We start from the raw sequence: 26,190 nt of genomic DNA, 5'->3' as shown, positions 1-26,190 counted from the left end.
GCGCGGCTTGCGCGGAGATTCCTTGAGCTTCGCCGATCGCACGCCACGTCGCCCCCTGGCGTTGGGCTTCGTCAATCACTGCCTGCAGGTCCCGTTGCGTCGTCGCCAGCAGAACGTCCAACTGCCGAATGCGCTCGAGGAGCTCTCCTTGACGCTCCCGCGCACTCTTGGCGTAGTCGGGCGACTCCAAGAGCTTCCGAACACCTCGTACACCCTCTTGCACCTCATCTGCCACTCTGTCACCACCTCCTTGCGCCCACAGCGTGGGCGTCCTAGCATTGACATGTATCAACGACCCGTTGATACATGTCACAGCCTCTACGTTCGGTTGACCTTTGCTCCGTTCCGTGTCTTCGCTAGCGCGAGCGTACCAACACTCACCGACACGTTCTGGCCGGACGAAGGGATCGTCATGTACAGCGACTCCAATGTCTTCAAGGCTCTAGCTCAACACGAAGACACGGCAATCGAAGTCCTCGGACGCCCTCTACGGGAACGGACGATGTTCGGCTTCATTGCCTGGTGGCACGGCTTCGACCGGGCGATCCAGTACGAACGCGATATCGAGTCCGGCGCCTTCAGGATCGGTCGTCCCTGACCAGGCACGTCGCCTGGTCACCACCACCATCTGAGCACTGGACACGTCGCTTCTCGGCCGACGGCCAGCGTTGGCCGCTACCCCGGAAGGACATGTCTATGTCACTCAATCACTCACACATCTCGGCCAGAGCCACCTACCACCCTGCGAGACTCTCACGTCACGAGCGAAACCGCCTGGCTACTCTGGACGCCGACACCGGCCACAAGCTCGCTCGAATCGACGCCGAGGTGGAGATTCAGCAAGAGAGTGTCCGCGCGATCAACCACGTCGGCACTGCGGCACTCATCGCGACGGCGCAGTTGTCGCAGGCTGAGGTGGCACTTGCCCAGATGGCACCTCACGCCTCCGGCCGTCTGGCGGCCATCGCCGACCTGACGGCACTTCAGAGCGCTGAAGTCGTCGTGGAGACGGCGCAGCGACTGAGGCGAGTCACCCGATGAGCACGATGCTGATCCTGTGCATCGCAGTACTCGCGTTGGTCGTAGCGGCAATCATCACCTGGCTCGCGCTCGTCGCGATCCGGCAGGAGCGTCGACGGCAGGCGGCTGCCCGCCGTCAACGCGTACTGATCCGGCGCGAGCAACATCGTGCCGAACAGAAGTTGCGGGCGATGACCCACTTCGCTCTCGCCGAGATGCTCCGTGTGGCGCGAGAGGATCAGTCGCATCGGTCAACCGAGTCACGGAATCGTCATGGCGGATCGTGAGCCGGTGCCGCTCCCCGGCAAGCTCTTCGGGCTTGCTCTGGGGGTGGTGACCGTCGCTGTTGCCATCCGTGTCGGGTGGCAGGTCATCGAACCGGTGTTGCCGGCCATCGTGCCGCTGCTCGTCGTGCTCGTGGTCTACCGGCTGTGGTTCGGGCGCGGTCGCCACTGATGTACTGAATGCAACGGTCGAACCCGCAGAGCAACAATGTATTTCGTTCTCCGTCGGCCTCGTTCCGGTCGGTGATGTGGAATGCACAATCGTCATTGACGGGGGCTCCGCGTGCCCCCATAGTAGGCGGCAGACGCGGGGGCACACCAAACCCCCACCCGCACAGACGTTCTCGCAGATGAACGCGACGCGGATTGGTCGCCATCACTATCAGCAAGCGGACAGCGGAACTTCCGGCTGCCTGTTCTCCAGTGCGGCCCGCCAACGGCGAGGAGACGCACGTTCCGGGAAAGGAGGGACACCTTATGCACCAACAAGACAAGCCGAACGAGCGCGAGGCACGAATCACGGCACTTCGCCGTCAGGCAGGCGATATCGATGCAGCGCAGGCACTTCGAAAGATTGCGCGGGCGATCCTAACGCTGGCGCGACAGGACGTTGATGAAGCGATCATATCGACACGTGATGAAAATAAGGAGACGTCATGACGACGGCCATGGAATGGTACGAGCTGGTACCGCCACGTGGTATCGACCTCGCCACGGTGGCGGCGATGGTTCGTCCGTTGGCGTCACGGCCGCGATTGGGGTGGCGTCACCGTACGCCGCTGGTGGTCTTTGAACAGTGGCAGATCAACGATCGGTGCCGCTACCTGATCGGACTCGAAACGCCGCTCGGCCAACAGCAAATCAACCAGCTCAAGGCGGCGATGCCCGGGCTGGTAGCGCTGTCGATCGACGCATCAATGCGTCCACCCGTCAATGTTGCGCTGGATATTCGGCTGTCGAGTGTATCCAGCGTCATCCGCACCGATGTCGCGGCTGAGGTCAGCACGGCTGTCGCATCAGCCATGAACACCACGCCAACCGGTACGGTCACCTACCTGCAATGGGTGATCGGACCGTCCCAGTCGCGAGTGGGACGACCACCGGCACAGTCACCAGCGGTGACGCTCGGGATCGTAGCTCCCCCCGTGGTCAATGCGCAGGATGAACGCGATTGGCGCACCAAAGCCGGAGAGCCGTTGTTCGCTGTACTCGGTCGTGTCGGCACCACGGCTTCACCTGCCGTTGCTCGGCATGTCGCCGCTGGGATTCGCCTGGCCGACAGCCAACGAGGACATATCAGGATCGGCGCGCCGTCCCGTCATGCTGCCAACCAGTTCAATCGCGTACGCACGTCACGCTTCGGCGGCATTTTTAGCGCCGCCGAAGTCGCCACGGTGCTTGCCTGGCCGATCACCGGCACTGAACATGCACGAACAGCCATTCTTGGCGACGTTCCACCGCACCCCGCTTCTCGCGGCCGTCACCTTGGTGCGGCGACTCATCCGGCGGTTGTCAACCAGCCGGTGGTGCTCCCCGAGTCGGCACTCAGTCGTGGCGTATACGTCATCGGCCCGACAGGAAGCGGAAAATCGGAGCTCCTGCTGGGGATGGCGCTCGATGACGTCGCACTCGGTCGGGCACTGGTTGTCATCGAACCGAAGGTCGATCTGTCGCAGGCAATCATGGAGCAACTGCCAGCCGGAGTGCCGGTTGTGTATATCAACCCGGCGTACCAGCGGCAGGTGATCGGCAGCAGTGTCATGGCTGGTCCCACTCATGAGGCGGAACGCCGCGCCGATGAACTTGTCAGCTTGTTCCTCGGTCTTCACGGCACTGCGCTTGGTCCCCGATCGACCGATGTGCTGCTTCATGCTGCCTTGATGGTCGCACGCTGGGACGGTGGAACGCTGGTCGATATTCCGGCGCTGCTTACTCGGCCGAATTTTCGCGAACACATTGCTCGTGAAGTGGGCGATCCGCTGGTCATCACGCCATGGCTCAATCGCTTTCACGCGATGAGTGACGGCGAGCGAGCGCAAGTTGTCGGACCGCTGCTGAATAAATTGCAGCCATTCGTGGCTCGTGCGGGTCTACGCCGCATCTTCGGCCAATCCGAGAGTACCTGGACATGGGAAAGCATCTTGGATCACCGCGGTGTAGTGCTGGTGTCGCTCAACCGCGGGGCGATCGGCGGCGAAGCAACACGTCTCGCCGGAGCACTGTTGCTCCATTCTCTGTGGGCAGCAATCCAGCGGCGCAATACGCGGCCGGCAAGCGAACGACCACCCGCCACCATCATCGTGGATGAAGCGCAACAATTTCTGGCTGGCCTTGACCTCGCCGACGTACTCAGCACCATTCGCAGCACCAACGTCTCGATGACCATCGCTCACCAAGATTTGAGCCAGTTGACGCCAGCACTCCGGGCCGCCGTCGCCGCCAACGCCCGGAGCAAGGTGGTGTTCAAGCCCGCGCCGGACGACACCGCGACGCTTGCCCGGTGGCTCGACAGCCCGCAGGTCACGGCCGATGACCTGGCGTCGCTACCGATGTACACAGCGATCGCCCGTTGGTATGGCGACGACGGTGCGTTTCATGTCGCCACCAAGCAGCGAACTGCTCATCTCCGTGAGGCTGAGACGGCGATCGCAGCCAGCCAACGTGTCTATGGGCGATCCGGCACGGATATCGATGAGGCCCTCCTCAGCCGATGGGGAGCCGATGCAGCAGCGACTGACCTTGGTATCGGTGTGGTGCCACGCGGAGGCAGGTCATGAACAGTTTCGGCAGCACCCACAGAGCAGCCGATCGGCCTGCCGCTCGCGTCGTTGTCGCCACGGCTGTGAACAGCGCTGATGCCGAAATAATGACATCGAATCTCTTGCACCCCTTATGGTGCCGAGCCATCCGGCGAGGAGTCCGGCTATGACCTCCGGACCGAAACGCCTGGCCGAACAGCTCAGTGATCGCGACCTCGACGTGCTGGTGACGCTCCGAACGTTCCGCCTGGCAACAGGGGATCAGGTGCGGCGGTTGCACTTCGCGGATGGCAGCATCGTCACTCAGCAACGGCGCACCCGTTCGACTCTTGCGCGGCTGTATCGCCGTGGTGTTGTCGAGCGGCTGCCACGTCGTATCGGCGGCGTTCGGGCAGGATCGGCCGGATTCATCTACCGCCTCACTGGGCGGGGACACCGGACCATCGCCCACTACCTGAGCGAAGAGCCATGGCGTACTCCAGGTATCCCAGGGGAGCGTTTCGTCCGGCACACCCTGGCCGTGACCGAAATGGCGGTGCAGCTCACCGCCTACGCCGCTCATACCACTGGTGTCGAGCAATCGACCGTCATACCTGAACCGACCTGTTGGCGGAGATATCACGATCGGCACGGCACTACGCACATCTTGCGGCCCGACGTGGCGGCCACCATCACCACCGCCGACTTCGAGTACCACTGGCTGATCGAGGTCGACCTGGCAACCGAGGGACGCAGCACAATCAAGCGAAAGTGCGAGCACCATATCGCCGCCTACGAACATGCCCGGCGCACAGGAAACACCAACGTCTACCCGCGGGTATTGTGGTCGGTCCCTGATCATCAACGGTGCAGACAAATCGAGACAGTTATCCGCCGACTTCCAGCACCTATCCGGCCGCTATTCACGGTCGCCACATTTACCGACACACCGCCCGCACTGTGCGGTATCGACACATCATCAAGCAACACCAGAGGAGGTGAATCATGACTCATCACAACAATATTCACGGTACCATTACTGTCGGCGATGTACGCCACTTCCTTCCGACACTTGCTGACGACAGTATCGATTGCATCGTCACCAGCCCGCCGTATGTCGGGCTACGCGATTACGGCCATGCCCAGCAGCTCGGTGCAAGTTCGTCCGTTGACCAGTGGCTTGATGAAATGGTTGAGGTCATCGAGGAGTGCAAGCGAATACTGACCCCGACCGGGTCATTGTGGCTGAACGTCGGCGATCGCTACGCTCGTCACCGAAACGACGGTGCTCCGACAAAAAGTCTGTTACTCGCCCCGCAGCGACTGGCGATTCAGTTGGTCGAGCGCGGTTGGCGAGTGCGCAACTGGATCATCTGGGCGAAAACCAACCCGATGCCGTCGGCCGTCGCCGATCGGTTGTCGAACACGCATGAGTCCGTTCTGCTGCTTACGCCCAACGACCGCTACTACTTCAACCTCAACGGTATTCGAGTTCCGGCCACATCGAAAGCCGCTCCGAGCCGCTCCCGCCCGCCACGGGCCTATCCGCCGGTGTCAGCAACGTTTCGACGTTCCGACGACAATACCGGCCTTGATGCTATGAAGCAGCGTGGCAGCACTGCACATCCGCTGGGAAAATCTCCGGGTGATGTTTGGCCGATCGCCACCGCAAGCTTCCGAGGTGCGCATTTTGCGACGTTCCCGCAGGCACTGGTCGAGCGGATGGTAACGGCCGGTTGCCCTGAAAAGGTCTGTCCTGCGTGTCAGCGGGCGTGGCTCCCAAAGCCCGTCTACCTGAACGATCGGTGGCTGCGAATTGGGCCTCTGCAACCAGAGTGTGACTGCAATCAGGGCTCTCGCCGAGGTGTCGTGCTTGATCCGTTCATGGGGAGCGGCACGACCGCACTTGCGGCCGAAACACTTGGCCGCAACTGGGCGGGGATCGAGCTGAATCCTGACTACGCGCACCTCGCCACCGAACGTATCGAGGCAGCTCGACAGAGCCGTGCAGCACGGAAATAACGATGCGCCGCGCCGTTGCAAATTCTACACTGAGGTACCTATTGCCCCATAGCGCGTGTCCTGCGAAAATAGGTATAGAAAGGTATTCGGACATGAACGACTCGCAGCACACACCATTGTCGCAATTTATCCGGAACACACGTAAAGAACGTGGGATCAGCCTGCGTGATTTCGCCGCACGCACCGGGATCGATCGCACCAATCTACGACGGATAGAAAACGGTCAGATCGCTGCTCCGTCACCCCAGACGATCGAGCGGCTCGCCCGGGTGCTCGATGTCGATGTCGAGGAGTTCTATGACCTCCAATGGCAAACCAGCGACCGGCCACTGCCCAGTATGCCGACGTACTTCCGCACCAAGTTCGACTCGCTCAGTCCATCGCAAATCGAACAGATCGAAAAATTTGTCACCGACTTGCAGGATCAGCCGAACAACGACCGCTCACCCTAGACACCGGTACCGACAACAGCACCCCCGAAAATATCAACAGAAGACCACTCACACGAAAGGAGGTCATCTATGAACACCCCCGCACCACTAACACTATCGACGCTACGGCGCATGGCTCCCGTCTATCCGGTGAACTTCATCGAAGCCAAAGTTGTCGCCGAACGGCAGGCCAACCGCCTGGCAGCAGCTTGGCACGCGGCTGATCGCTCAATCCGCGAATCCGACATAACCGGTCTCAGCCGCATCGCCATCGAACGCCGCACTTTCACCGCCGCCTCACAGCATTCAGGATCAAGCCAGTGGACCAACGGACGATGGGTGATCGCACTGAACGACAGCGAATCGGTTGCCCGCCAACGCTTCACCACCTGTCATGAACTCAAGCACATCATCGACGCCGGTTGTAGCAGCACGTACAGCCAGCTGACCGAGCAAGAGATCGAGCGCCTCTGCGACCATTTCGCCGGGTGCCTCCTGATGAGCAAACGCGCCATCTACCGGCTGTGGGGTGACGGCCTCCGCACACCTGAAGCACTGGCGACTGCGTGTCGAGTGTCGCTGGCCGCCATGAAAGTTCGGTTGAGCGTGATCGGCCTGCCGATCAACAGCGGCAATCGCGGGCGAACGGGCTGTCGGCGCGCCTTCCCAAGCGCACCGTTACCTCGTACCCTGTCCCACCCCATCGTCGCAACCACAGGAGCAGCACCATGAGAAGTCGCGATGACAACGCCGCACGCTACGGCGGCGGCCGCGCCATGCTGGTCGATCGGTTTCGCGCCATAGGGGGTCTCAACGGTTCAGTTGAGGCCCCCGCTTCAATCGAGGCACGCACGGCGACGGGGAGGGCCGTCATCTACCTGCGGGTTTCCACCGAGGAGCAGGCTCGCGTCGGTGGTGGCGCTGAGGGCTATTCGATTCCGTTCCAGCGCGAGGCGTGTACGCGCAAAGCTCATGACCTCGGATTGACCGTTGTCGGGACGTACATAGATCCCGGATACACAGCGACAACGATAAAGCGACCGAACTTCAAGAAGATGTTCGAGGAACTGGCCGACCTTGGTGTGACTCATCTCATCGTACACAAACTCGATCGCCTGAGCCGCAGCCCAAAAGTCGACTACTACGTGGATAGCGGTCTCGAAGCAGCGCACGTCAGTCTCGTCTCAGTGTCCGAATATGTCGACGACACGCCTCAGGGCAAACTCAATCTTCAAATTCAGCGCGGCGTTGCCAGCTACCACAGCAACAACCTTGGCACCGAAGTCATCAAAGGGCTGACCATCAAGGCGAAGCAAGGAGGAACGCCCGGGCGAGCACCGCTCGGCTATCTCAACAAGCGGCGATACGAGGACCTCAGCGATATCCGGTGGGTCGAACCGGATCTGGATCGAGCCGGACACATCGTCTGGGCGTTCGAGCAATACGCGACAGGTGAATGGAGTATCGCCCAGCTCGCCGACGCGCTCGAACGGCGAGGACTCCGAACTCGACGCACCCCGAAAGTGCCCAGCCGTCCAGTGTCGATAGGGACACTGCACAAGCTCTTGGTTAACCCGTACTACATCGGCGTTGTTGCCTATCGCGGCGTCTATCACGAAGGTACCCACGAGCCACTCATCAGTGTTGAGACGTGGCTTCGCGTTCAGGACGTCCTTCGAGCCCACAACACGGCCGGTGAAAAAGATCGCACGCACAACAACTACCTGCGCGGCAGCATCTGGTGCGGACACTGCGGGAACCGAATGGTGTTCTCCCGCAACACCGGAAAAGGCGGCACCTACGAATACTTCTTCTGCATGGGACGACGCGACCGCGAAAACCGATGCCCCCGCGGCTACACATCGGTAGCCAAGATCGAAGAGGGGATCGAACTGTTCTACGAACAGTTACATATTTCGGCTGACGTGGCCGCAACGATCAAGGCGATAGTCCTGGACGAAATGGCACACGACCAACGTCAAACCGCCCTCGCGGCCGAGAAGGGCCAACGTGACGCCCGCCGGATCGAAGCTGAACGGGAGAAGCTGCTTGCGGCCCACTACGAGGGCGCCATCCCTCTCGACATGCTCAAGCGGGAGATGGAGCGCTTCACCCGCGAGCTACACGAAGCCGAGAAAACGATCGCACTGGCGCAGGCGAGCGCCACCGACCAACAGCGGGTGCTCGATCGATCACTTGACCTGATCCAGCACTGCCACCAGCTGTACCGGAGGGCGAAGCCACGAGAGCGGCGCATGTTCAACCAAGGATTTTTCCGACGGCTCTACGTCGGAGAGGACGGGCAGATCGAGGACGCCGAACTACAAACACCGTTCGCCCAACTGCTCGCACGAGCGACAGACACCCGGATCGTGACAGACCTGACACCACGAGCGCTCCCAGACACGCCCAGCGGCACCCAGAACGACGCTGACGCGTCTCCCGCACCACGAGGCGTCATCTACCACCGAACGATCCACCAGGAGCGTCACGACGCCGTGCGCCTGATGTTCGAGCAGGCGAAAGACGTATCGGGGCAAAGACGAACCCGCCGCACACTACTGTGCACGGCGGGTTCGAACAACGAACTTTTGGCGGAAGCGGAGGGATTTGAACCCCCGGTGGTTTCACCCACGCTCGCTTTCAAGGCGAGTGCATTCGGCCGCTCTGCCACGCTTCCCTAGCGCCGTACGATACCGGACCCACCAGGGGCGCACCGCTCACAGACGCTCGATGATGGTCCCGTTCGCCATGCCGTTGCCCTCGCACATCGTCTGCAGGCCGTAGCGACCGCCCGTCTGCTCGAGGTGGTTGACCAGCGTCGCGAGCAGGCGGGTGCCGGACGCGCCCAGCGGGTGCCCCAGGGCGATGGCGCCGCCGCGCGGGTTCAGGCGCGCGGGGTCGACGTCGAACTCGGCGGCCCAGGCCATCGGCACCGACGCGAAAGCCTCGTTGACCTCGAAGGCGTCGATGTCGGCGGCGCGCAGGCCGGCGCGGGCGAGCACCCTGTGCGTCGCGGGGATCGGGCCGCTGAGCATCACCTCGGGGTCCGAGCCCACCACGGAGAAGGCGTGGAACCGCGCCCGCGGGGTCAAGCCCAGGGCCGCCGCCTTCTCGGCGCTCATGATCAGCGCGGCGGAGGCACCGTCGGTGAGCGGCGACGAGTTGCCCGGCGTGATCGACCAGTCGATCTCCGGGTACCGCTCGGCGAACCGCGGATCGGCGAAGGCGGGCCGCAGCCCACCCAGCCCCTCGGCGGTGGTCGAACCGCGCACGGTCTCGTCGACGGTGTGCGTACCGCCGTCGGGCAGCGCGACGGGCACGATCTCCCGGTCGAAGCCGCCGGCGGCCTGGGTCGCCGCGGCGCGGCGGTGCGACTCGGCGGCGAAGGCGTCGAGCGCCTCGCGATCGAACTTGCCGCGCGCCGCGAGCAACTCGGCGCCGATGCCCTGGTGCGGCAGGCTCGGGAAGCGGGCGGCCAGCGGCGCGAAGGGCGCGCCACCGGTGGGGCTGGTGCCCATGGGTACCCGGCTCATGGACTCGACGCCGCCGGCGATCACCACGTCGTACGCCCCGGCGATCACGCCCTGCGCCGCGAAGTGCGCCGCCTGCTGCGAGGATCCGCACTGCCGGTCGATCGTGGTGCCGGGCACCTCGATCGGGAGCCCGGCGGTGAGCGCGGCGACCCGCGCGATGTTGAGCGCCTGATCCCCCACCTGCTGGACGCACCCGCCGATCACGTCCTCGACGAGGGCCGGGTCGAGGTCGTTGCGCTCGATCAGCGCGGAGATGACGCCGGCGAACAGGTCGACGGGGTGCACGGGGTGGAGAGCGCCGCCCGGCTTGCCCTTGCCGGACGGTGTGCGGACGATGTCGACGATGACGGCGTCGGTCATGGCTGTGGTTCCTTCGATCCGAGGTGACGCAGGCTGAAGTGACAGAATGTTCATTCACTTCTAGCACAGGTCGGCGCACGGGGACGCGTTCTCGCGAAGCCGGGACCCACGCCACGGCGTGCGCGGAGACGGCGCCCGGTGTGCTACCCATGAACCATGAGGGCGATCGACGTCGACGAAACCACGCAGGACCTGCGGCTCATCGACCTCCCGATTCCCGCTCCCGGCCCCGGCGAGGTCCGGATCGCGGTGGCGGCGACCGCGGTCAACCGCGCCGACCTGATGCAGCGCCGCGGCCTCTACCCACCCCCGCCCGGCGCGAGCCCGATCCTCGGCCTCGAGGTCTCCGGCACCGTCGACGCCCTGGGGCCCGGAGTCGACGGCCCGGCGATCGGCGACGAGGTGTGCGCGCTCCTGTCCGGCGGCGGCTACGCCGAGTACGCACTCGCCCCGGCCGGCCAGTGCCTGCCCGTCCCCGCCGGCGTCTCCCTCGTCGACGCCGCGGCACTCCCCGAGGTCGCGTGCACCGTCCACTCGAACCTCGTCACCGAGGCCGGGCTCCGCGCGGGCGAGACGCTCCTGATCCACGGCGGCGGCAGCGGTATCGGCACCCACGCCATCCAGCTCGGCAAGGCGCTCGGGGCGACAGTGGCGGTCACCGTCGGCTCGGAGTACAAGGCGCAGCGCTGCCGCGAGCTGGGCGCCGACATCGTGATCGACTACCACGACGAGGATTTCGCGGAGATCCTGCGGGACCGGGCCGACGTGATCCTCGACATCATGGGCGCGAAGTACCTGCCCCGCAACGTCCGCGCGCTCGCGCCCCAGGGCAGGCTGGTGATCATCGGCCTGCAGGGCGGCGTCACGGGCGAGCTGAACATCGGTGCGCTGCTGGGCAAGCGGGGCCGGGTCAGCGCCACCAATCTGCGGAATCGCCCCGCCGTCGGTCCGCACGGCAAGGCCGAGGTGGTGGCCGCGGTCCGCGCCCAGGTCTGGCCCCTCATCGCCGACGGTGCCGTGCGCCCCGTCGTCTCCGCCCGCCTCCCGCTCGCCGACGCGGGCGCCGCCCACGACCTCCTGAACTCTCCCGAGTCCGTCGGAAAGGTGCTCCTGACCCCATGATCGACGACCTCGCTTCCCGCCTCCTGGAGGCGCAGATCGCGTTCGCGCGCAAGCAACTCCACGACACCGCGTACCACTCGCTGGTCATCGACGAGGTGGACCACGCGCTCGCCGTGGCCTCGGAGCTGACCCTCGCGGAGGCCGTCACGCCCGACATGATCAAAGCCGTCGCCGCGAAGTACGCCGTCCAGGTCCCGGTCGAGGGCGCCATCCCCGAACTCGTCGGGGAGATCGCCGGCCGCCTGTACCGGCACTCCGTCAACGACAGCACGCGGCTGGACGAGGTGATCGACAGCCACAGCTTCGAGCAGCTGGTGAGCACCGTGACCGAAATGGACCTCACCCGGCGGGTGTTGCAGGCGCTGTCCGAGAGCCCGGTGACCGAGGACGCGGTGGCCTCGGTCCTGCACGCCGCGGCGTCGTCCGCGGCCGACGATGCGAGCCGCGCGCTCGCCCGGAACGCGGTGACGCGCACCGTGGCCGGGGCGGCCGCCCGGGCGCTGCGCCCGGCGCTGCCGGCGCTCGGCCAGCGCGCCGACGCCGCCGCCCGGCACGGCGTGCGGTTCGCCCTGCGGCGGGTCGCCGCCGAGGGCGACGAGACCCTCGCGGAGGCCGTCCGCGACTTCTGGCGACAGCACCGCGAGAGCGCCGTCGCCGAGTACCGCGGTGTGCTCACCGACGGCGACGTCGAGGACGTGGTGGTGCTGATCTTCGAGTTCTGGCGCACCTTCCGCGATACCGACTACTTCCGCGCGCTGCTCGACGAGGGCATCGACCACGTCTTCGACAAGTACGGCGACGCATCGCTGTACGAACTGCTCGCCGAGCTGGGCGTGGGCCGCGAGGACATGATCGAGGAGGCGCTGCGGTTCGGCCCGCCGGTCATCGCGACGTTGGACGAACGCGGCGTGATCGAGGATCTCCTTCGTCGCCGCCTCACCCCGTTCTTCGAATCCGAGGAGTACCGCGCCGCGATCGGCTGAGCGATCAGACGAACGCGGTCACCAGCACCACGACGGCGAACACCGCGACGATGGCACCGCCGACGGCGGTGACCATGCGCTGCATCCGCGCCGTCGACCGCGACCGCAGCACGGCGCCGAACCCGATGAGCACCAGATTCCATCCGAACGAGGCGATCCCGACGCCGACGGCGAACGCGGTCGCCACTGGGGGACGGTGCAGTCCGTCCCCGAGCCCGACGGCGATCGCACCGAAGTACAGCAGCGGAAAGGGATTCACCGCGGTCAGCCCGAAGAACAGGGCGAACCGGGCCCAGCCCGAGGACCCTCCGACAGGCTCGGCATCGTCGACTTCCGCCGGGCCGGGGCGGAAGGCCTTGCGCACCATGAGGACCGCCACCACGAGCAACAGGACGCCGCCCACTGCAGCGGGCCACCGGCCCCACCGCGCGACCAGGGGCGCGAGCACCGATCCGGCCGCCAGCGCGAGCACGGCGAAGATCAGATCGGCGGTACCGACGCCCGCGGCGGCCGGAACGGCACGCCGCCAGCCGCGGGACGCCCCCTCGTGCAGCAGCATCACGCCGATCGCGCCGAGCGGCAGCACGGCCCCCAGGCCGGCGAGGATCCCGGCACCGAACGCCGTCGCCAGCGCCGACGGTTCCACCCGCTAACCCAGGGAGGCGAGGGCGCGGACCAGCTGGTCCACGTCGTACGGGGTCGAGTAGGGCGCGAGGCCGACGGTGACCGCGCCTCCGTACTCGGGCACGCCGAGCCCGGCGAAGTACCGGCTGGGCACGTTCGACAGGGCGCAGACGCCGTTGTCGGCGAGGCGCTTGGCGGCCTTGGCGGCCGGCACGCCCGGCATCGTGAACGAGACGGTGGGCACGCGACGCTCGGCGCGACCGATGATCGCCACCTGCGGCGCCGAGGCCAGGGAGTTGAGCAAGTAGAACAGGAGCCGCTGCTGGTACTGGCGCAGGCCGAACATCGACTGCTCCAGCCGATCCCGCCGCGTCCCGACCGACGACTCGTCGAGGCCCGCCAGATGGTCGATCGAGGCGATGAGGCCGGCCAGCATCGCGTACTGGTGCTCCCCCACCTCGAAGCGCTCCGGCCCCGTCAGGCTCCGATCGGGGTTCACGGCGCGCAGCCGGCCGAACAGCGACGGATCACGGAAGGCCATCGCCGCCACCTGGGGCCCGCCCCAACGGTTCGCGCTCACGAGCAACACGTCGGCACCGAGCCGCTCGATGTCCAGGAGCTCGTACGGCGCGGCGCTCGTCGCGTCGACCACCAGTAGCGCGCCCACCCGGTGCGCGGCCTGCGCGGCCGCGGCCACGTCGATGACGGTGCCGATGGTCGACGAGGCGTAGGGGACCGCGATCACGGAGGTGGTCTGCCCGGCGAGCTCCTCGAACTGCCACGCGGGGACCTCGCCGGTCTCGATGTCGGCCTCGACCCAGCGCACGCGGCCGCCGCCGCGGTCCGCGACGCGCAGCCACGGCGACTGGTTCGCGTCGTCGTCCAGGCGGCACAGCACGATCTCCGAACCCAGCCCCAGGCGTGCGCTCAGCGATTCCGCGAGCGAGTTGAGCAGTTGCTCCCGGCTGGGTCCGAGCACCACGCCCTCGGGCTTGCCGCCCACCAGGTCCGCCACCGCGACGCGGGCGGCCTGCACGATCGATCGCGTGTGCGCCGCCGCGGCGTAGACGCCGTAGGGGTTGCTGACGAAGCCGCGGAAGGCGTTCGCGACCGCCGAGGAGACCGCGCCGGGGATCTGCGCGCCGGCCTGCGGATCGAAGTGGATCCACCCGTCTCCCAGGGCAGGGTAAAGCCCCCGGACGCGGGCAACGTCGAATGCGGATACCGCAACCGCAGTCGATGCCCGGCCGGGTGCACCCTGGCCTTCTGAGAACGTGTTCACTGGGACGCAGATTACACCGCCGCACCGACGACACCGTGGTCCGCCCGCGGGGAGCTGCCAGAATGGTGGTATGAGCGATCGCAACGACGTGGAGATCATCCCTGCGGGAGCGGACACCGGCGCGCCCGCAGGAGCCGACGAACCGGACAACGCCGCCGAGGAGTTGCACGACATGGTCGAGCAGCCCGCGAAGGTGATGCGGATCGGCACGATGATCAAGCAACTCCTCGAGGAGGTGCGCGCCGCACCTCTCGACGAGGCCAGCCGGGCCCGGCTCAAGGACATCCATCGGACGTCGATCAAGGAGCTCGAGGACGGGCTCTCACCGGACCTGCAGGCCGAGCTGGAGCGCCTCGCGCTGCCCTTCACCGACGAGTCGACCCCGTCGGACGCGGAGCTGCGGATCGCCCAGGCGCAGCTCGTCGGTTGGCTGGAGGGCCTCTTCCACGGCATCCAGACGGCCCTGTTCGCGCAGCAGATGGCCGCGCGGGCCCAGCTCGAGCAGATGCGCCAGGGCGCCCTGCCGCCGGCGATGAACCCCGGCCCGGAGTCGCAGACCGGGCACGGCCAGTACCTGTGACGGTGCCGGCGGGCGGGAGGCGCACCGGCGGGAGGCCCCCGGCGCGCACCCGCTCGACGTGCGCCGGGCGGACCGTCGGGACGGGTACCCTGGCCTACCGTGCCCGTCGATAGCCCCCACGCCGCCCAACCGGCGCCCCTCGTCTCGGACTCGCGCACCTTCTCGCGCGCGATCCGCGACCTGGTCGACGGCGCCACCGTGCATCGCGAGCTCTGGCTCGAACTGGGCTGGCAGGACATCAAGCAGCGTTACCGCCGGTCGGTGATCGGCCCGTTCTGGATCACGATCGCCACCGGCGTCACGGCCAGTGCGCTCGCGCTGCTGTGGTCGGTGCTGCTCGGCGCCGACGTGAAGACGCTGCTGCCGCAGCTCACCGTCGGCTTCGTGCTGTGGGCCTTCATCCAGAGCTCGATCATCGACGGCGCCGAGGTGTTCATCGCCAACGAGGGCCTGATCAAGCAGCTGCCGGCGCCGTTGTCGGTGCACGTCTACCGGCTGGTGTGGCGGCACATGCTGTTCCTCGCCCACAACATGATCATCGTGGTGATCGTGCTGGCGATCTTCCCGCCGAAGCAGTGGTCGTGGACGCAGCTCAGCGTGATCCCCGCGTTCGCGATGCTCGCGGTCACCGGCGTCTGGGTCTCGATGTTCTTCGGCATCCTCGCCACCCGGTTCCGCGACATCGCGCCGCTGCTCACCGCCCTGACGCAGCTGCTCTTCTACATCACCCCCGTGGTGTGGACGCTCGACACCGTGCCCGGCGGCAACAGCGAGCGCGCCCAGCTGGTGAAGCTGAACCCGCTGTACCACTACCTGGAGCTCGTCCGCGGCCCCCTCACCGGCAAGCCCTTCGACGTCCAGCACTGGTACGTGGTGATCGGCTGCACGATCGTCGGCCTGGGGCTGACCCTGGTGCTGATGAAGCAGTTCCGTTCCCGAGTCGCGTATTGGGTGTGAGATGAGCGTTTCCATTCGGACGCAGGGCGCCTGCGTCGACTTCCCGGTGTTCGACGCGAAATCGCGCTCGCTCAAGCGCGCGGTCATGGGCTCCGCCGGCGGCAAGGTGATGGCCGACGACAACGTGGTCGTCGTCGAGGCCCTGCGCAACATCACCATGAGCCTCAACGAGGGCGACCGCGTGGGCCTGGTGGGCCACAACGGAGCGGGCAAGTCGACGCTGCTGCGGCTGCTGGCCGGGATCTACGAGCCCACGCGCGGCTCGGCGCTGGTGAAGGGGCGCGTGGCCCCGGTCTTCGACCTCGGCGTGGGCATGGACCCCGAGATCTCCGGCATGGAGAACATCATCATCCGCGGCCTGTTCCTGGGACAGACCCGCAAGTCGATGCTGCGCAAGGCCGACGAGATCGCCGAGTTCACCGAGCTCGGCGACTACCTGTCGATGCCGCTGCGCACCTACTCCACGGGCATGCGCGTGCGCATCGCCCTCGGCGTGGTCACGTCGATCGACCCCGAGATCCTGCTGCTCGACGAGGGCATCGGCGCCGTCGACGCCGAGTTCATGCGCAAGGCCCGCAAGCGGCTCTCCGCGCTGGTGGAGCGCTCCGGCATCCTCGTCTTCGCCTCCCACTCCAACGAGTTCCTCGCGCAGCTCTGCGACCGGGCCATGTGGATCGACCACGGCGAGATCCGGCAGGAGGGCGGCATCGAGGAGGTCGTGACGGCGTACGAGGGCCTCGACGCGGGCGCCCAGGTCCGCAAGGTCCTCGACATGCTCGAGGCCGAGGATGACTGACGGGGCCGGGCAGGCGGGGCCCGACCGGACGTCCGACGGTGCCGGCACCGTCGTCGCCGTCGTCGTCACCCACGACCGGGCGGGCCTGCTCGCGAAGTCCCTCGAGGTGCTCAGCTCGCAGGAGCGGCCCGTCGACCACCTGATCGTCGTCGACAACGCGGCCCAGGACGAGGTGCGCGCGCTGGTCGAATCGCAGCCCGTCGCCACCACCTACCTGCCCTCGCGGTTCAACCTCGGCGGCGCCGGCGGCTTCGCACTCGGCATGCTGCACGCGCTCGCGCTGGGCGCCGACTGGATCTGGCTCGCCGACGACGACGGGCGCCCCGAGGGGCCGCAGGTCCTCGCCACGCTGCTCGACGCCGCCGAGCGGCACGGGCTGGCCGAGGTCTCCCCCGTCGTCGCGACCATCGACGACCCCGAGACCCTCGCGTTCCCGCTGCGGCGCGGCCTTGTGTGGCGGCGCAAGCGCTCGGAACTCATCGATCCCGCGGCACCGTCGGACGACGTGCTGCTGGGCATCGCCTCGCTGTTCAACGGCGCGCTGTTCCGCAAGGACACCGTCGCGGCCGTCGGCGTGCCCGACCTGCGGCTGTTCATCCGCGGCGACGAGGTGGAGATCCACCGCCGGCTGGTGCGCTCCGGGCTGCCCTTCGGCACGTGCCTGACCACCGCGTACCTGCACCCGAACGGCGCCGACGAGTTCCGGCCGATTCTCGGCGGGCGCATGCACACCCAGTACCCGGACAACGAGACCAAGCGCTTCTTCACCTACCGCAACCGCGGCTACCTGCAGTCCCAGCCGGGCATGCGCAAGCTGATCCCGCAGGAGTGGGCGCGGTTCGGCTGGTTCTTCCTGGTGCAGCGGCGCGACGTCGCGGGCTTCCGCGAGTGGCTGCGCCTGCGCAAGCTGGGCCGCGACGAGCGGTTCACGCGCCCCTGACCCGCGCGGGGCACGCCTCTTATTGAAGGGCCCTCAACAGAGCGCTCCGCGTGCCTCTATCATCGTCGTCATGGGAACGAGCCTGGTCTCCGATCTTCTGCCGCAGGGCCATGCCCTGCTGCGCATGCTCCAGCGCCGGGTCGTCGACCCGGCACGCCCCGATGTGGCGTTGCGCGCGCTCGGCTACAACCGGCAGTACGGCCCGCAGGCCGCGCTCGTGATCAAGGGCGCCGCCGAGAACCCCGACCGCATCGCGATCGTCGACGAGCGGGGCACGCTCACCTACGCGCAGTACGAGGCGCAGTCGAACGCGCTGGCCCGCGGCCTGCGGGCGTCGGGCCTGAAGTCCGGCGACGTGATCGCGGTGCTCGCCCGCGACCACCGCGGCCTGCTCCTCATCATCAGCGCGGCGGCGCGCGCCGGGATGCGCCTGGCCATGATGAACACCGGCTTCGCCAAGCCCCAGTTCGCCGAGGTCTGCGAGCGCGAGAAGGTGCAGGCCGTGTTCCACGACAGCGAGTTCACCTCGCTGCTGGACGCGCTGCCCGACGACATGCCGCAGTACCTGACCTGGGTCGACGAGGCCGACGCCGTGCCCGAGGGCTCGCAGACGATCGAGCAGCTCATCGCCGGCCGCGACGCCAAGCGCGTCCCGCCGCCCGAGAAGCAGGGCGGCTTCATCATCCTGACGTCGGGCACCACCGGCCTGCCCAAGGGCGCGACCCGCAGCAAGGTCCCCTCGCTCGCGACCGCGATGCTCGTGGACCGCATCCCGTTCCGGCGGCGCGGCACCATCGTGATCGCCTCCCCGATCTTCCACTCCACCGGCTTCGCCATGTGGTCGGCCGGCATGTCGGTCGGCTGCACCACCGTGACCATGCGCCGGTTCGACCCCGAGAACTCCCTCAAGCTCATCGCGGACAACCGCGCGGACATGCTGGTCGCGGTGCCCACCATGCTCACCCGCATGCTGAGCCTCCCCGCGGAGACGCTTGCGAAGTACGACACCAGCTGCCTGAAGTCGGTCGTCGTGGCCGGCTCCGCCGTCTCCCCCGAGCTGTCGGAGAAGTTCCAGGACGTCTTCGGCGACGTGCTCCACAACGTCTACGGCTCGACGGAGGTCGCGGTGGCCACCGTCGCCCAGCCGAAGGACCTGCGCACCGCGCCCGGCACCGTCGGCAAGCCGCCGGTCCTGACGACGGTGCGCCTGTACGACGAGAACGACCGGCTGGTCGAGGGCGTCGGCAAACGCGGCCGCGTCTTCGTGCGCGCCGGCGCGCCCTTCGAGGGCTACAGCGACGGCCGCACCAAGCAGATCATCGACGGCCACCTCTCGTCGGGCGACATGGGCCACTGGGACGAGCACGGCCTGCTGCACATCGACGGCCGCGACGACGACATGATCGTCTCCGGCGGCGAGAACGTGTACCCGCTCGAGGTGGAGAACCTGCTGGTCACCCGCGACGACGTGGTCGAGGCGGCCGTGATCGGCGTGCCCGATCCCGAGTTCGGCCAGCGCCTGCGCGCCTTCGTCGTGATCGACGGCGGCGCCCCCGGTGACGACGCGGTCGAGGAGCTGACCAAGGACCTCAAGGAGTTCGTCCGCGGCAACCTGGCCCGCTTCAAAGTCCCGCGCGACGTGGTCTTCCTCGACACCCTGCCCCGCAATCCCACGGGCAAGATCGTCCGCCGGGAGCTCCCCACCGACTGAGCGCGGCGGGGAGCCCCCACGGCCTACCTGTTCCCGAAGTACGAGACGTCGTCGTTGCCGATGAGGTCCGGTACCGTCCAGCCGTCGAGGTCGTACTCCGCGAGGCACTGCTCGGCGAGCCCCTTCATGGAGCTGACGCCGCCGCGGTTCTGCGCGGCGAACAGGAGCTCGGCCTTCACGTTCTCGTGGTTACCCGAGTAGTTCCGCTCGTACAGCTCGTGTCGACCGCCGAACTCGGTGCCGATCGAGTCCCACAGGGCCTTCATGATCTTCACCCGCTCGACCGCGGGCATGCCGTCCGATCCGCGCACGTACTTGTCGAGGTACGGGCGCACATCGGGGCTCTTGAAGTCCAGCGAACTGGACGGGAGGTAGATCAGCCCGGACGCGACGTCCTGCTCGATGATCTCCTTGATCCGGGGGTACCCCTGGATCATGAACATCCGGTAGGTGAGCCCGTACTCGAGCTTGGGCAGCACCGTCTCGCCCACCCACGGCTCGGGGTCACGCGCCATCGATTCGGTCAAGGACCAGAACAGGTTCCGCCAGCCGATGACCTCGCCGACGCGGGTCTGGACCCCGCGGAAGCCCCCGGCGCCCGTCGCGTCGAGCGCCTTCATCAGCAGGCCCGCGATGAAGTCCAGCTTCACGGCCAGCCGGGTGCACCCCTGAAAGGTGAAGCGCGGCAGGAAGCCCGACTGCGGGAAGAACGCATTGATCTTCTCCACGTCGCCGTACATGAAGACGTTCTCCCACGGCACCAGAACCTTGTCGAAGACGAAGATGGTGTCGTTCTCGTCCATCCGGCTCGACAGCGGGTAATCGAACGGGCTGCCCATGACGGCCGCGTTCTGCGTGAAGGACGACCGGCAGATCAGCTTCACCCCGGGCGCGTCCATCGGGACGGTGCAGATGAGCGCGAACTCCTTCTTCTTGATCGGCAGACCGTAGTGCGCGATGAAGTTGTAGTTGGTGATAGCCGATCCCGTGGCAACCACCTTGGCGCCCGAGACGATGAGGCCGGCGTCGGTCTCCTTCTCCACCTTCATGAACACGTCGCCGACCTCGTCGGGCGGGAGCTGCCGGTCGACGGGCGGATTGATGATCGCGTGGTTCCAGTACAGGACCTTCTCCTGCGACTCCTTGTACCACCGCTCCGCATTCGCCTGGAACGGCGAGTACAGCTCCTTGTTGGCGTGCAGGGTGCCCAGGAAGCTGGCCTTGTAGTCGGGCGAGCGGCCCATCCAGCCGTACGTCATCCGCGCCCAGGTCGCGATGGCGTCGCGTTCCTTGAGCATGTCCTCCGAGGACGTGGGTGCCTTGAAGAACGGCATGGTGACGCCGCCGTTACCGGTATCGGTGGGCGTGGTCACCGCGTCGACGTGCTCGCCGGTGTGCATCGAGTCGTAGAGCCGGGCGGTCATCCGCACCGGGTTGCGGAAGGCGGGGTGCGTCGTGACGTCCTTCACCCGCTCCCCGTGCAGCCAGATCTCGCGGTCGTCCCGGAGCGATTCGATGTACTCGTCGCCCGTCATGGGGCGCGAGGCGAAGTTCGCGACGCTGTTGGCCGGGGCGTTCTCGGCGGGATTGGTGGTGCTGGTGTCGATCCCGGTGAGGGGGCCGGATTCCATCGTGGTCATGTCAGTTACTTCCGATCGGGGTTGCGGGGAGGAGGTGCAGGGGCGTGAACGAGGTCTCGGCGTCGAACCAGCCGCTGTGCGGGTCGTCGCAGGAACCGCTCCAGACGGTCGCCGAGGAAGGAGCTCCCAGGTCGTGGAAGGTGCTGCGGTAGAACAGCAACGGCTTCTTGCCCGACGATTCGGCGGCGACGATCTCGCCGATGAAGATGATGTGATCGCCGCCGTCGTACTCGGCCCACGGGATGCACGAGAAGGTCGCGGCGGCGCCGCAGATGATCGGCGCGGTCGGACCCTCGGCCCACACCGGTCCGGGTTCGCACGGACGACCCGCGAAGTTCATCGCGATGTCGACCTGATCCGCGGCGAGAACGTTGACGGCGAAGGGCGCACCACTGAGGTAGGCGCAGGCCTTCGACTTCTTCGTCATCGTCACCTGGCACAGCCGGGGTTCCATGGAGACGGCCGTGAAGGCCGTCACGGTGGCGCCGTGCGCAGTGCCGTCCGAGTTGGTGCAGGTGATCACCGTGACGCCGCTGGCGAACTGGCCGAAGATGTTGCGGAGTTCGCGTTGCTCCATGGTGGGCACCTCCTTTCTCGTCGAGAGTTGCTGAGGTGCTTCGAAGCTAGGCGCGGGAGCGATCGTGGTCGATCCGCCGAGCGCGGTGCCCATCCGTTTTGCGCGGCCGATTGTGATCCAGGCCGCTATTTGACTTTCCATCGGCGCACATCACACTTGAATGGAGCGTGGACCGGCCGATCGGCCGGGCGGAAGCTGCAGGTGGGATTGATGGAACGCGGATCACCGGAGACGGGCGCCGCCGGTCCGTGCGACTGGGACGAGGCGCGCGAGGTCGTTTCGGACGCGTACTTCGCGCACGACCTCGTTCCGCTCACGCGGGCGACGGCCGACAACGTCTGCGTCGATTGCGTGACCCTCGGGCCGGTCCGCATAGCGCACATCGGGTGGGGCGCCGAGGTATCGGTCTCGACCGATCACCCCGGCGGCTACGCCGTCAACGTCCCGCTCGACGGCTATCTCGAATCCGTCACCGGCAGCGAGAACGTGCGGGCGACACCGGCGTCGGCCGCGATCTACCGGCCGGACACCCCCACCCGGATCACCCGGTGGTCGCAGTCGTGCACCATCCTCGGCATCCGCTTCGACCGCGACTACCTGCACCACGAGCGGAGCCGGATCCTCCCGGGGACCACGGCGCACCTACCGACCAGCCTCGATACCGCGACCGAGGCCGGTGCCGGCTGGGTCTCGCTCGCCCAGTCACTGGCCGGGCAGCTCAGGGAGAACGCCTGGGTGCTGCAGAACGAGCGCGTCGCCCACCAGTTCGCGAGTGCGTTGACGACCGCGTTCCTCGTCGCCGCGCTTCCGGAGGAGGAATCGGGTGCGCCGGTGCCGAGGCCGCGCATCGTCAAGCGCGTGATCGACCGGATCCACGCCGACCCCGGCCGGGCCTGGACGGCGGCCGACATGGCGGAGGCCGCGGGGGTGAGCGTGCGCAGGTTGCAGGAGGGATTCCGGCTGTACGTCGGCGTGAGCCCGCGCGAGTACCTGCTCGACGTCCGGCTCGACCGCGCCCATCACGACCTCGTCCGCGCATCCCCGATGGACACGGTGGCCGATGTCGCGATGCGATGGGGCTTTCATCACACCGGCCGCTTCGCCGCCGCGTACCGCCGCCGGTACGGGGTAGCGCCCTCGGCCACCCGGCGCGGCTAGGCCCACCGCAGCAGCGGGGCGCAGACGACTCGGCCCGGGCCATCGTCGATGACCCGGGCCGAGCGGTTCAGCGTGGTGTCACCAGGCCGGGAACAGCGGGCCGGTGAGGCCCAGCGGCACCGACTGCGTGACGTTCACGAAGTAGAACAGGATCAGCGCGCCGCCGATGAGGGCCAGGTTCTTGTTGAAGGAGATCATCTCGGTCTGCTTGACCTGCGGATCCACGGCCTTCCAGAAGTCGTGCATCATCACGGTGACCGGCAGCAGGAACAGCACGAGCAGCAGCGCGCCCAGGTCGATCCACACGCCCAGGATCAGCGACAGGCCGCCGAGCAGCGCGATCACGCCGCTGCCGACCACGGCGAGCTTCGCGGCGGGCACCTTCTTCGCGGCGGCGTACTGCGCCATCCCGTCGGCGGCGGTGAAGTGGCCGACGGCCGACATCACGAACAGGACCGCGAGCAGGATGCGGCCGATCAGGAATACGACGTCCATGGTGGAAGCTCCTCGTTCGAAGCGGCGCCCCGTGCGCCGCGATACGGGAACCATAACCGGACCTCGGTCCGATTGATTCCGGAGCGGCCGTGTTCCGCGTCACGCCCGCGCGCGGGTGGTCCCCCAGACGACGCCGGCGAGAGCGAGGAGGGGCAGGCCGATCGCCACCGATGTGCTCACACCCGACCGCAGGTGCAGCGCCTCGATCACCACGGAGTACACGGCGCCGGCACCCATCTGCAGGAAGAAGAACAGTCCGGCGCCGACGCCCTGCGCCTTCAGGTCCAGTTCCAGCAACCCGGCCTGCGCGAACGGGATCGCCGCTCCCACGCCGAGGAAGCCCACCGCGAGCGGCACGACGACGGCGGCGGCCGACGGGACCCCGGCCGCGGCCAGCGCGACGAGGGCGGCGCCGCCGAGCGCAGAGCCGATCGTGCACAGCCGCACCGCGGCCCGCGCGACGGCCGCCCGCCGGATCACCACGCTGCCCGCGATGTAGCCGAGCGCGGGCACGATGAGCAGGAGGCCGTACTGGATCTCGGTCGCGCCGTGCAGACCCTGCAGGATGAACGCGGACTGCTCGATGAACAGGAAGTAGCCCATCCAGGCGAGCGAGATCACCACGGCGTGCCGATGGAAGCCCCTGCGCGCGAACGCCTCCGCGACGCCCCGCCCGACGGCGCGGGGAGTCGGCGCGACCGGCGTCGCGGGCGCGGCCGTCGGCACGAGGCGCAGGAAGGCGAGGGCGAGGACGAGCCCGACCGCGGCCAGGCCGAGGAAGAGCGCGCGCCACGGCGCGACCTGCACGAGCGCCGAGCCGAAGAAGGGCGAGAGCGCGGGCGTCGCGGCGATCACGATCGACAGCGACGTGAGCAGATGCATCCGGGCGTCCGTCGGGTACCGGCGCTGGATCACCAAGCGGCACAGCACCGTCGCCGACGTTCCGCCCACGGCCTGCACGAACCGCGCGACGCCGAGCACGGCCACCGTCGGCGCGGCGGCGGCGAGCACGCCGCCCAGCGCGAACAGCACGAGGCCCAGCGCCTGCAGAGCCCGGGCGTCGAAACGGTCGGCGAGCACGCCCGCGGCGAACATCGACACCGCGTAGCCCGCCATGTAGCAGGACAGGGTGAGCTGGACGGCCGAGACCGACGTGTGCAGGTCGATCGCCATCTGCGGCGTCGACGGGTTGAGCAGGCTCAGGCCCAGCTGCGGCGCCGTGACCGCGACCAGGAGCATGATCGTGGTCCACCGGCCGGGCGCGCCCACCGCGGTGTCACCCCGCTCGGCGACCGCGCTCGCCTCAGCCACCGGTCACCGCCGCGCGCACCGGCTCCGCCTGCAGGACAGCCGGATTCACCCGCTCCGCGATGGAGCGCGCCACCGCCCGGGCACGACGCCGGATCTTGGCGATGCTGCTGATGTAGTAGAGGTCGCCCGAGGCGATCTCGCCGAGCGCGTACAGCCCCGGCACCGATGTGCCGTCGCGGCCGACGATCGCGTTGTCGTCGACGTTCACCCGCAACCCTCCGTAGGGATTGCGGCGGGCGGTGCCGCCGTAGACCAGCGAGGAGACCAGGCTCGCCGCCGCACCCGACGGCGCGCCCGCCGGCGTCCGGGTCGCGTTGACCACGTGCTGGACCGCCTCGTCGCCGTCGGCACTGCTCACCACCAGCCCCGAGGCCGACGGGGCCACGTCGCGGACGCCGTGCCGCACGGTCAGCGCACCGTCGACCACCATGTCCCCGAGCACCTGCGCGCTCCGGGCGGGCAGGGGGTTGGCGAGCGCCTGGAAGGGCGCGTGCACCGTCGCGACCATCGCGGACCGCGCCGAGCGGGTCATGGCGGACCACAGGTCGTTCGCGTAGTACTGGGCCACGCAGATCACCAGCCGCTGCACCTCGGGCGCGATCGAGACGGGGCGGCCGGCGAAGCCCGCGAGCCGGGGCCCGGCCGGCTCGGCGATCGCACGGAAAGCGGCGCGCACCTCGGATCGGCGCAGGCCCTCGCCCACGGCGAGGTAGTCGACGATGTTCACGACGTCCTCCCATTCGAGGCCGCCGTGCCGCTGGCGCACGCGCCGGATGAGCGCGCCCACATCGGGATCGAAGTCGAGCGGCTCGAGGTCGCTCCGCACGTCGGGCAGGATGCCCTGCCGCGAGGCCATGAGCAGGCGGCCGCCCCAGTTGCGCGAGCGCACGGCCAGCGCGACGTCGATGGCACTGAGCCCGGTGCCGATCACGGCGGCGGACTCGCCCGCGAGCACCGTCGGCAGCCACTCGTCGACGGGGTACGGATCCTGCGTGTAGTGCTCGGTCCCCTCGAGGCGGTACGGATCGGCGGGCGGGCTCGATCCGAGCGCGAGCACGACGACGTCGTGCCGGTAGGTCTCCGGCGCGAGGCCGGGGCGGTGCACCACGAGCCGCCAGCGATCACCCTCGCGCGCGGCGTCGGTGACGCGGCCGGTGATCCGGGTCAGCGCGTCGCCGAAGTCCACCGCCCGCGCCTGGGTGCACTGCCGGAGGTACCGCCCGTACGCCCAGCGCGGGACGAAGCTGTGTCCGCCGTCGGCGAGGAGTTCCGGCTCGTTCGCCCGGCACCAGTCGACGAACTCGTCGGGCTCCTCCGCGGAGATGGACATCGCGAAGGCCTGCCGATTGAGCAGTGCGGAATCGGACTCCTCGGCGTACGCGCGGCCCGGGCCGATGACCCGGTCGGCGTAGACGGAGACGGACAGATCGTCGCTCACGGGCAGCTGCCGCAGCAGGCTCACGGCCGCGGCACCCCCTCCGACGATCCCGACTGACACCACGACGCTCTCCCCTCGATCGTTACCTGTGCGTAATGATCGTGGCGAAGGTCCGCGCCGCGGAGCAACCCCGGATATGTCACATCGGACAAGGGTGGACACGACCGACAAAGTCGTATATACGC

The 26,190-nt window shown here is 67.6% G+C and carries 26 protein-coding genes, 1 tRNA gene and 1 pseudogene; 19 read left to right on the top strand and 9 right to left on the bottom strand.

All coding sequences use genetic code 11. The features are described from left to right. Positions 1–22 precede the first annotated feature (22 nt). The 11 genes and pseudogenes from ACNAYW_RS00915 to ACNAYW_RS00865 all read left to right on the top strand — a co-directional run. Positions 23–598 (top strand): hypothetical protein, encoded by a 576-nt coding sequence (locus ACNAYW_RS00915; RefSeq protein ID WP_415847881.1) that lies wholly within the window; start codon positions 23–25, stop codon positions 596–598. Between the two features lie 98 nt (positions 599–696). Further along, positions 697–1,041, top strand: coding sequence for a hypothetical protein (locus ACNAYW_RS00910; RefSeq protein ID WP_415847880.1), 345 nt, complete (start codon positions 697–699; stop codon positions 1,039–1,041). Then, positions 1,038–1,307, top strand: a complete 270-nt coding sequence (locus ACNAYW_RS00905) for a hypothetical protein (RefSeq protein ID WP_415847879.1) — start codon at positions 1,038–1,040, stop codon at positions 1,305–1,307. The genes ACNAYW_RS00910 and ACNAYW_RS00905 overlap by 4 nt, the downstream gene beginning before the upstream one ends. Further along, complete coding sequence (locus ACNAYW_RS00900; protein WP_415847878.1) at positions 1,294–1,476, top strand: hypothetical protein; 183 nt, start codon at positions 1,294–1,296, stop codon at positions 1,474–1,476. The genes ACNAYW_RS00905 and ACNAYW_RS00900 overlap by 14 nt, the downstream gene beginning before the upstream one ends. Positions 1,477–1,781: 305 nt before the next feature. Beyond that, positions 1,782–1,964: a hypothetical protein gene (locus ACNAYW_RS00895; protein WP_415847877.1), complete on the top strand. Its 183-nt coding sequence runs from the start codon at positions 1,782–1,784 to the stop codon at positions 1,962–1,964. Continuing rightward, positions 1,961–4,081, top strand: coding sequence for a type IV secretory system conjugative DNA transfer family protein (locus ACNAYW_RS00890; protein ID WP_415847876.1), 2,121 nt, complete (start codon positions 1,961–1,963; stop codon positions 4,079–4,081). The genes ACNAYW_RS00895 and ACNAYW_RS00890 overlap by 4 nt, the downstream gene beginning before the upstream one ends. A gap of 148 nt (positions 4,082–4,229) precedes the next feature. Beyond that, positions 4,230–5,051 (top strand): replication-relaxation family protein, encoded by an 822-nt coding sequence (locus ACNAYW_RS00885; RefSeq protein WP_415847875.1) that lies wholly within the window; start codon positions 4,230–4,232, stop codon positions 5,049–5,051. Further along, entirely contained in the window at positions 5,048–6,064 is a 1,017-nt protein-coding gene (locus ACNAYW_RS00880) for a DNA-methyltransferase (RefSeq protein WP_415847874.1), read from the top strand. Before ACNAYW_RS00885 ends, ACNAYW_RS00880 begins: the two co-directional genes overlap by 4 nt. Positions 6,065–6,156: 92 nt before the next feature. Next, the gene (locus ACNAYW_RS00875) at positions 6,157–6,516 is read left to right on the top strand and encodes a helix-turn-helix domain-containing protein (RefSeq protein ID WP_415847873.1); all 360 of its coding nucleotides are present in this window, start codon (positions 6,157–6,159) and stop codon (positions 6,514–6,516) included. Between the two features lie 69 nt (positions 6,517–6,585). Continuing rightward, positions 6,586–7,227, top strand: coding sequence for an ImmA/IrrE family metallo-endopeptidase (locus tag ACNAYW_RS00870; protein ID WP_415847872.1), 642 nt, complete (start codon positions 6,586–6,588; stop codon positions 7,225–7,227). Further along, a pseudogene (locus tag ACNAYW_RS00865) lies at positions 7,224–8,324 on the top strand (recombinase family protein); the annotation flags it as partial. The gene ACNAYW_RS00870 and the pseudogene ACNAYW_RS00865, both read left to right, overlap by 4 nt. Before the next feature lie 763 nt (positions 8,325–9,087). Here ACNAYW_RS00865 and ACNAYW_RS00860 read toward each other — a convergent pair. After that, a tRNA-Ser gene (locus tag ACNAYW_RS00860) sits at positions 9,088–9,175 on the bottom strand. A gap of 40 nt (positions 9,176–9,215) precedes the next feature. After that, complete coding sequence (locus tag ACNAYW_RS00855; protein ID WP_415847871.1) at positions 9,216–10,391, bottom strand: thiolase family protein; 1,176 nt, start codon at positions 10,389–10,391, stop codon at positions 9,216–9,218. 156 nt (positions 10,392–10,547) lie between these two features. Between ACNAYW_RS00855 and ACNAYW_RS00850 the strand changes: the two genes are divergently transcribed. After that, positions 10,548–11,513 (top strand): NAD(P)H-quinone oxidoreductase, encoded by a 966-nt coding sequence (locus ACNAYW_RS00850; protein WP_415847870.1) that lies wholly within the window; start codon positions 10,548–10,550, stop codon positions 11,511–11,513. Beyond that, positions 11,510–12,496, top strand: a complete 987-nt coding sequence (locus tag ACNAYW_RS00845; protein ID WP_415847869.1) for a hypothetical protein — start codon at positions 11,510–11,512, stop codon at positions 12,494–12,496. Before ACNAYW_RS00850 ends, ACNAYW_RS00845 begins: the two co-directional genes overlap by 4 nt. Before the next feature lie 4 nt (positions 12,497–12,500). Here ACNAYW_RS00845 and ACNAYW_RS00840 read toward each other — a convergent pair whose 3' ends face one another. Together ACNAYW_RS00840 and ACNAYW_RS00835 are read right to left on the bottom strand one after the other, a co-directional pair. Further along, entirely contained in the window at positions 12,501–13,142 is a 642-nt protein-coding gene (locus ACNAYW_RS00840; RefSeq protein ID WP_415847868.1) for a LysE family transporter, read from the bottom strand. Between the two features lie 3 nt (positions 13,143–13,145). After that, positions 13,146–14,402, bottom strand: a complete 1,257-nt coding sequence (locus tag ACNAYW_RS00835; RefSeq protein WP_415847867.1) for a cysteine desulfurase-like protein — start codon at positions 14,400–14,402, stop codon at positions 13,146–13,148. Positions 14,403–14,472: 70 nt separating this feature from the next. On the opposite strand from ACNAYW_RS00835, the gene ACNAYW_RS00830 reads away from it, so the two are divergent. From ACNAYW_RS00830 to ACNAYW_RS00810, 5 genes are all read left to right on the top strand, one after another. Further along, complete coding sequence (locus tag ACNAYW_RS00830; RefSeq protein WP_415847866.1) at positions 14,473–14,982, top strand: bacterial proteasome activator family protein; 510 nt, start codon at positions 14,473–14,475, stop codon at positions 14,980–14,982. A 99-nt stretch (positions 14,983–15,081) separates the two neighbouring features. Next, entirely contained in the window at positions 15,082–15,939 is an 858-nt protein-coding gene (wzm, locus tag ACNAYW_RS00825) for a galactan export ABC transporter permease subunit Wzm/RfbD (RefSeq protein WP_415847865.1), read from the top strand. A 1-nt stretch (position 15,940) separates the two neighbouring features. Next, on the top strand, positions 15,941–16,735 hold the full coding sequence (gene wzt, locus ACNAYW_RS00820) for a galactan export ABC transporter ATP-binding subunit Wzt/RfbE (protein WP_415847864.1): 795 nt from the start codon (positions 15,941–15,943) through the stop codon (positions 16,733–16,735). Continuing rightward, positions 16,728–17,675 (top strand): galactofuranosyltransferase GlfT1, encoded by a 948-nt coding sequence (gene glfT1 / locus ACNAYW_RS00815; RefSeq protein WP_415847863.1) that lies wholly within the window; start codon positions 16,728–16,730, stop codon positions 17,673–17,675. The genes wzt and glfT1 overlap by 8 nt, the downstream gene beginning before the upstream one ends. Before the next feature lie 70 nt (positions 17,676–17,745). Beyond that, positions 17,746–19,386, top strand: coding sequence for an acyl-CoA synthetase (locus tag ACNAYW_RS00810; protein WP_415847862.1), 1,641 nt, complete (start codon positions 17,746–17,748; stop codon positions 19,384–19,386). Positions 19,387–19,409: 23 nt separating this feature from the next. Here the strand turns inward: ACNAYW_RS00810 and ACNAYW_RS00805 are convergent, their stop codons facing one another. Both ACNAYW_RS00805 and ACNAYW_RS00800 read right to left on the bottom strand, forming a co-directional pair. Then, positions 19,410–21,026, bottom strand: coding sequence for a 4-hydroxyphenylacetate 3-hydroxylase family protein (locus tag ACNAYW_RS00805; protein ID WP_415847861.1), 1,617 nt, complete (start codon positions 21,024–21,026; stop codon positions 19,410–19,412). Position 21,027: 1 nt separating this feature from the next. After that, positions 21,028–21,603 carry a flavin reductase family protein gene (locus tag ACNAYW_RS00800; RefSeq protein WP_415847860.1) on the bottom strand — a complete coding sequence of 192 codons (576 nt, stop codon included), beginning with the start codon at positions 21,601–21,603 and terminating at the stop codon, positions 21,028–21,030. Between the two features lie 210 nt (positions 21,604–21,813). Here ACNAYW_RS00800 and ACNAYW_RS00795 point away from each other — a divergent pair, with 210 nt between their 5' ends. Then, complete coding sequence (locus tag ACNAYW_RS00795) at positions 21,814–22,761, top strand: AraC family transcriptional regulator (RefSeq protein WP_415847859.1); 948 nt, start codon at positions 21,814–21,816, stop codon at positions 22,759–22,761. 78 nt (positions 22,762–22,839) lie between these two features. Here the strand turns inward: ACNAYW_RS00795 and ACNAYW_RS00790 are convergent, their stop codons facing one another. The 3 genes from ACNAYW_RS00790 to ACNAYW_RS00780 all read right to left on the bottom strand — a co-directional run bounded on the left by ACNAYW_RS00790 (position 22,840) and on the right by ACNAYW_RS00780 (position 26,068). Further along, on the bottom strand, positions 22,840–23,256 hold the full coding sequence (locus ACNAYW_RS00790) for a DoxX family membrane protein (protein ID WP_415676163.1): 417 nt from the start codon (positions 23,254–23,256) through the stop codon (positions 22,840–22,842). A gap of 99 nt (positions 23,257–23,355) precedes the next feature. Then, on the bottom strand, positions 23,356–24,567 hold the full coding sequence (locus ACNAYW_RS00785; protein ID WP_415847858.1) for an MFS transporter: 1,212 nt from the start codon (positions 24,565–24,567) through the stop codon (positions 23,356–23,358). Next, positions 24,560–26,068 (bottom strand): FAD/NAD(P)-binding protein, encoded by a 1,509-nt coding sequence (locus ACNAYW_RS00780; protein ID WP_415847857.1) that lies wholly within the window; start codon positions 26,066–26,068, stop codon positions 24,560–24,562. Before ACNAYW_RS00780 ends, ACNAYW_RS00785 begins: the two co-directional genes overlap by 8 nt. Positions 26,069–26,190 lie beyond the last annotated feature (122 nt).

The sequence above is a fragment of the Tsukamurella ocularis genome (genome assembly GCF_965138335.1).
GTDB lineage: Bacteria > Actinomycetota > Actinomycetes > Mycobacteriales > Mycobacteriaceae > Tsukamurella > Tsukamurella ocularis_A.
The sequence above is the reverse complement of the archived record's forward strand: the minus strand, read 5'-3'. Positions and strand labels throughout refer to the sequence as shown.

Coding starts and splice junctions, on each gene's coding strand:
- ACNAYW_RS00910 (WP_415847880.1), top strand. CDS start 697: ATGTCACTCAATCACTCACACATCTCGGCCAGAGCCACCTACCACCCT.
- ACNAYW_RS00905 (WP_415847879.1), top strand. CDS start 1,038: ATGAGCACGATGCTGATCCTGTGCATCGCAGTACTCGCGTTGGTCGTA.
- ACNAYW_RS00900 (WP_415847878.1), top strand. CDS start 1,294: ATGGCGGATCGTGAGCCGGTGCCGCTCCCCGGCAAGCTCTTCGGGCTT.
- ACNAYW_RS00895 (WP_415847877.1), top strand. CDS start 1,782: ATGCACCAACAAGACAAGCCGAACGAGCGCGAGGCACGAATCACGGCA.
- ACNAYW_RS00890 (WP_415847876.1), top strand. CDS start 1,961: ATGACGACGGCCATGGAATGGTACGAGCTGGTACCGCCACGTGGTATC.
- ACNAYW_RS00885 (WP_415847875.1), top strand. CDS start 4,230: ATGACCTCCGGACCGAAACGCCTGGCCGAACAGCTCAGTGATCGCGAC.
- ACNAYW_RS00880 (WP_415847874.1), top strand. CDS start 5,048: ATGACTCATCACAACAATATTCACGGTACCATTACTGTCGGCGATGTA.
- ACNAYW_RS00875 (WP_415847873.1), top strand. CDS start 6,157: ATGAACGACTCGCAGCACACACCATTGTCGCAATTTATCCGGAACACA.
- ACNAYW_RS00870 (WP_415847872.1), top strand. CDS start 6,586: ATGAACACCCCCGCACCACTAACACTATCGACGCTACGGCGCATGGCT.
- ACNAYW_RS00855 (WP_415847871.1), bottom strand. CDS start 10,391: ATGACCGACGCCGTCATCGTCGACATCGTCCGCACACCGTCCGGCAAG.
- ACNAYW_RS00850 (WP_415847870.1), top strand. CDS start 10,548: ATGAGGGCGATCGACGTCGACGAAACCACGCAGGACCTGCGGCTCATC.
- ACNAYW_RS00845 (WP_415847869.1), top strand. CDS start 11,510: ATGATCGACGACCTCGCTTCCCGCCTCCTGGAGGCGCAGATCGCGTTC.
- ACNAYW_RS00830 (WP_415847866.1), top strand. CDS start 14,473: ATGAGCGATCGCAACGACGTGGAGATCATCCCTGCGGGAGCGGACACC.
- wzt (WP_415847864.1), top strand. CDS start 15,941: ATGAGCGTTTCCATTCGGACGCAGGGCGCCTGCGTCGACTTCCCGGTG.
- glfT1 (WP_415847863.1), top strand. CDS start 16,728: ATGACTGACGGGGCCGGGCAGGCGGGGCCCGACCGGACGTCCGACGGT.
- ACNAYW_RS00810 (WP_415847862.1), top strand. CDS start 17,746: ATGGGAACGAGCCTGGTCTCCGATCTTCTGCCGCAGGGCCATGCCCTG.
- ACNAYW_RS00805 (WP_415847861.1), bottom strand. CDS start 21,026: ATGACCACGATGGAATCCGGCCCCCTCACCGGGATCGACACCAGCACC.
- ACNAYW_RS00800 (WP_415847860.1), bottom strand. CDS start 21,603: ATGGAGCAACGCGAACTCCGCAACATCTTCGGCCAGTTCGCCAGCGGC.
- ACNAYW_RS00795 (WP_415847859.1), top strand. CDS start 21,814: ATGGAACGCGGATCACCGGAGACGGGCGCCGCCGGTCCGTGCGACTGG.
- ACNAYW_RS00790 (WP_415676163.1), bottom strand. CDS start 23,256: ATGGACGTCGTATTCCTGATCGGCCGCATCCTGCTCGCGGTCCTGTTC.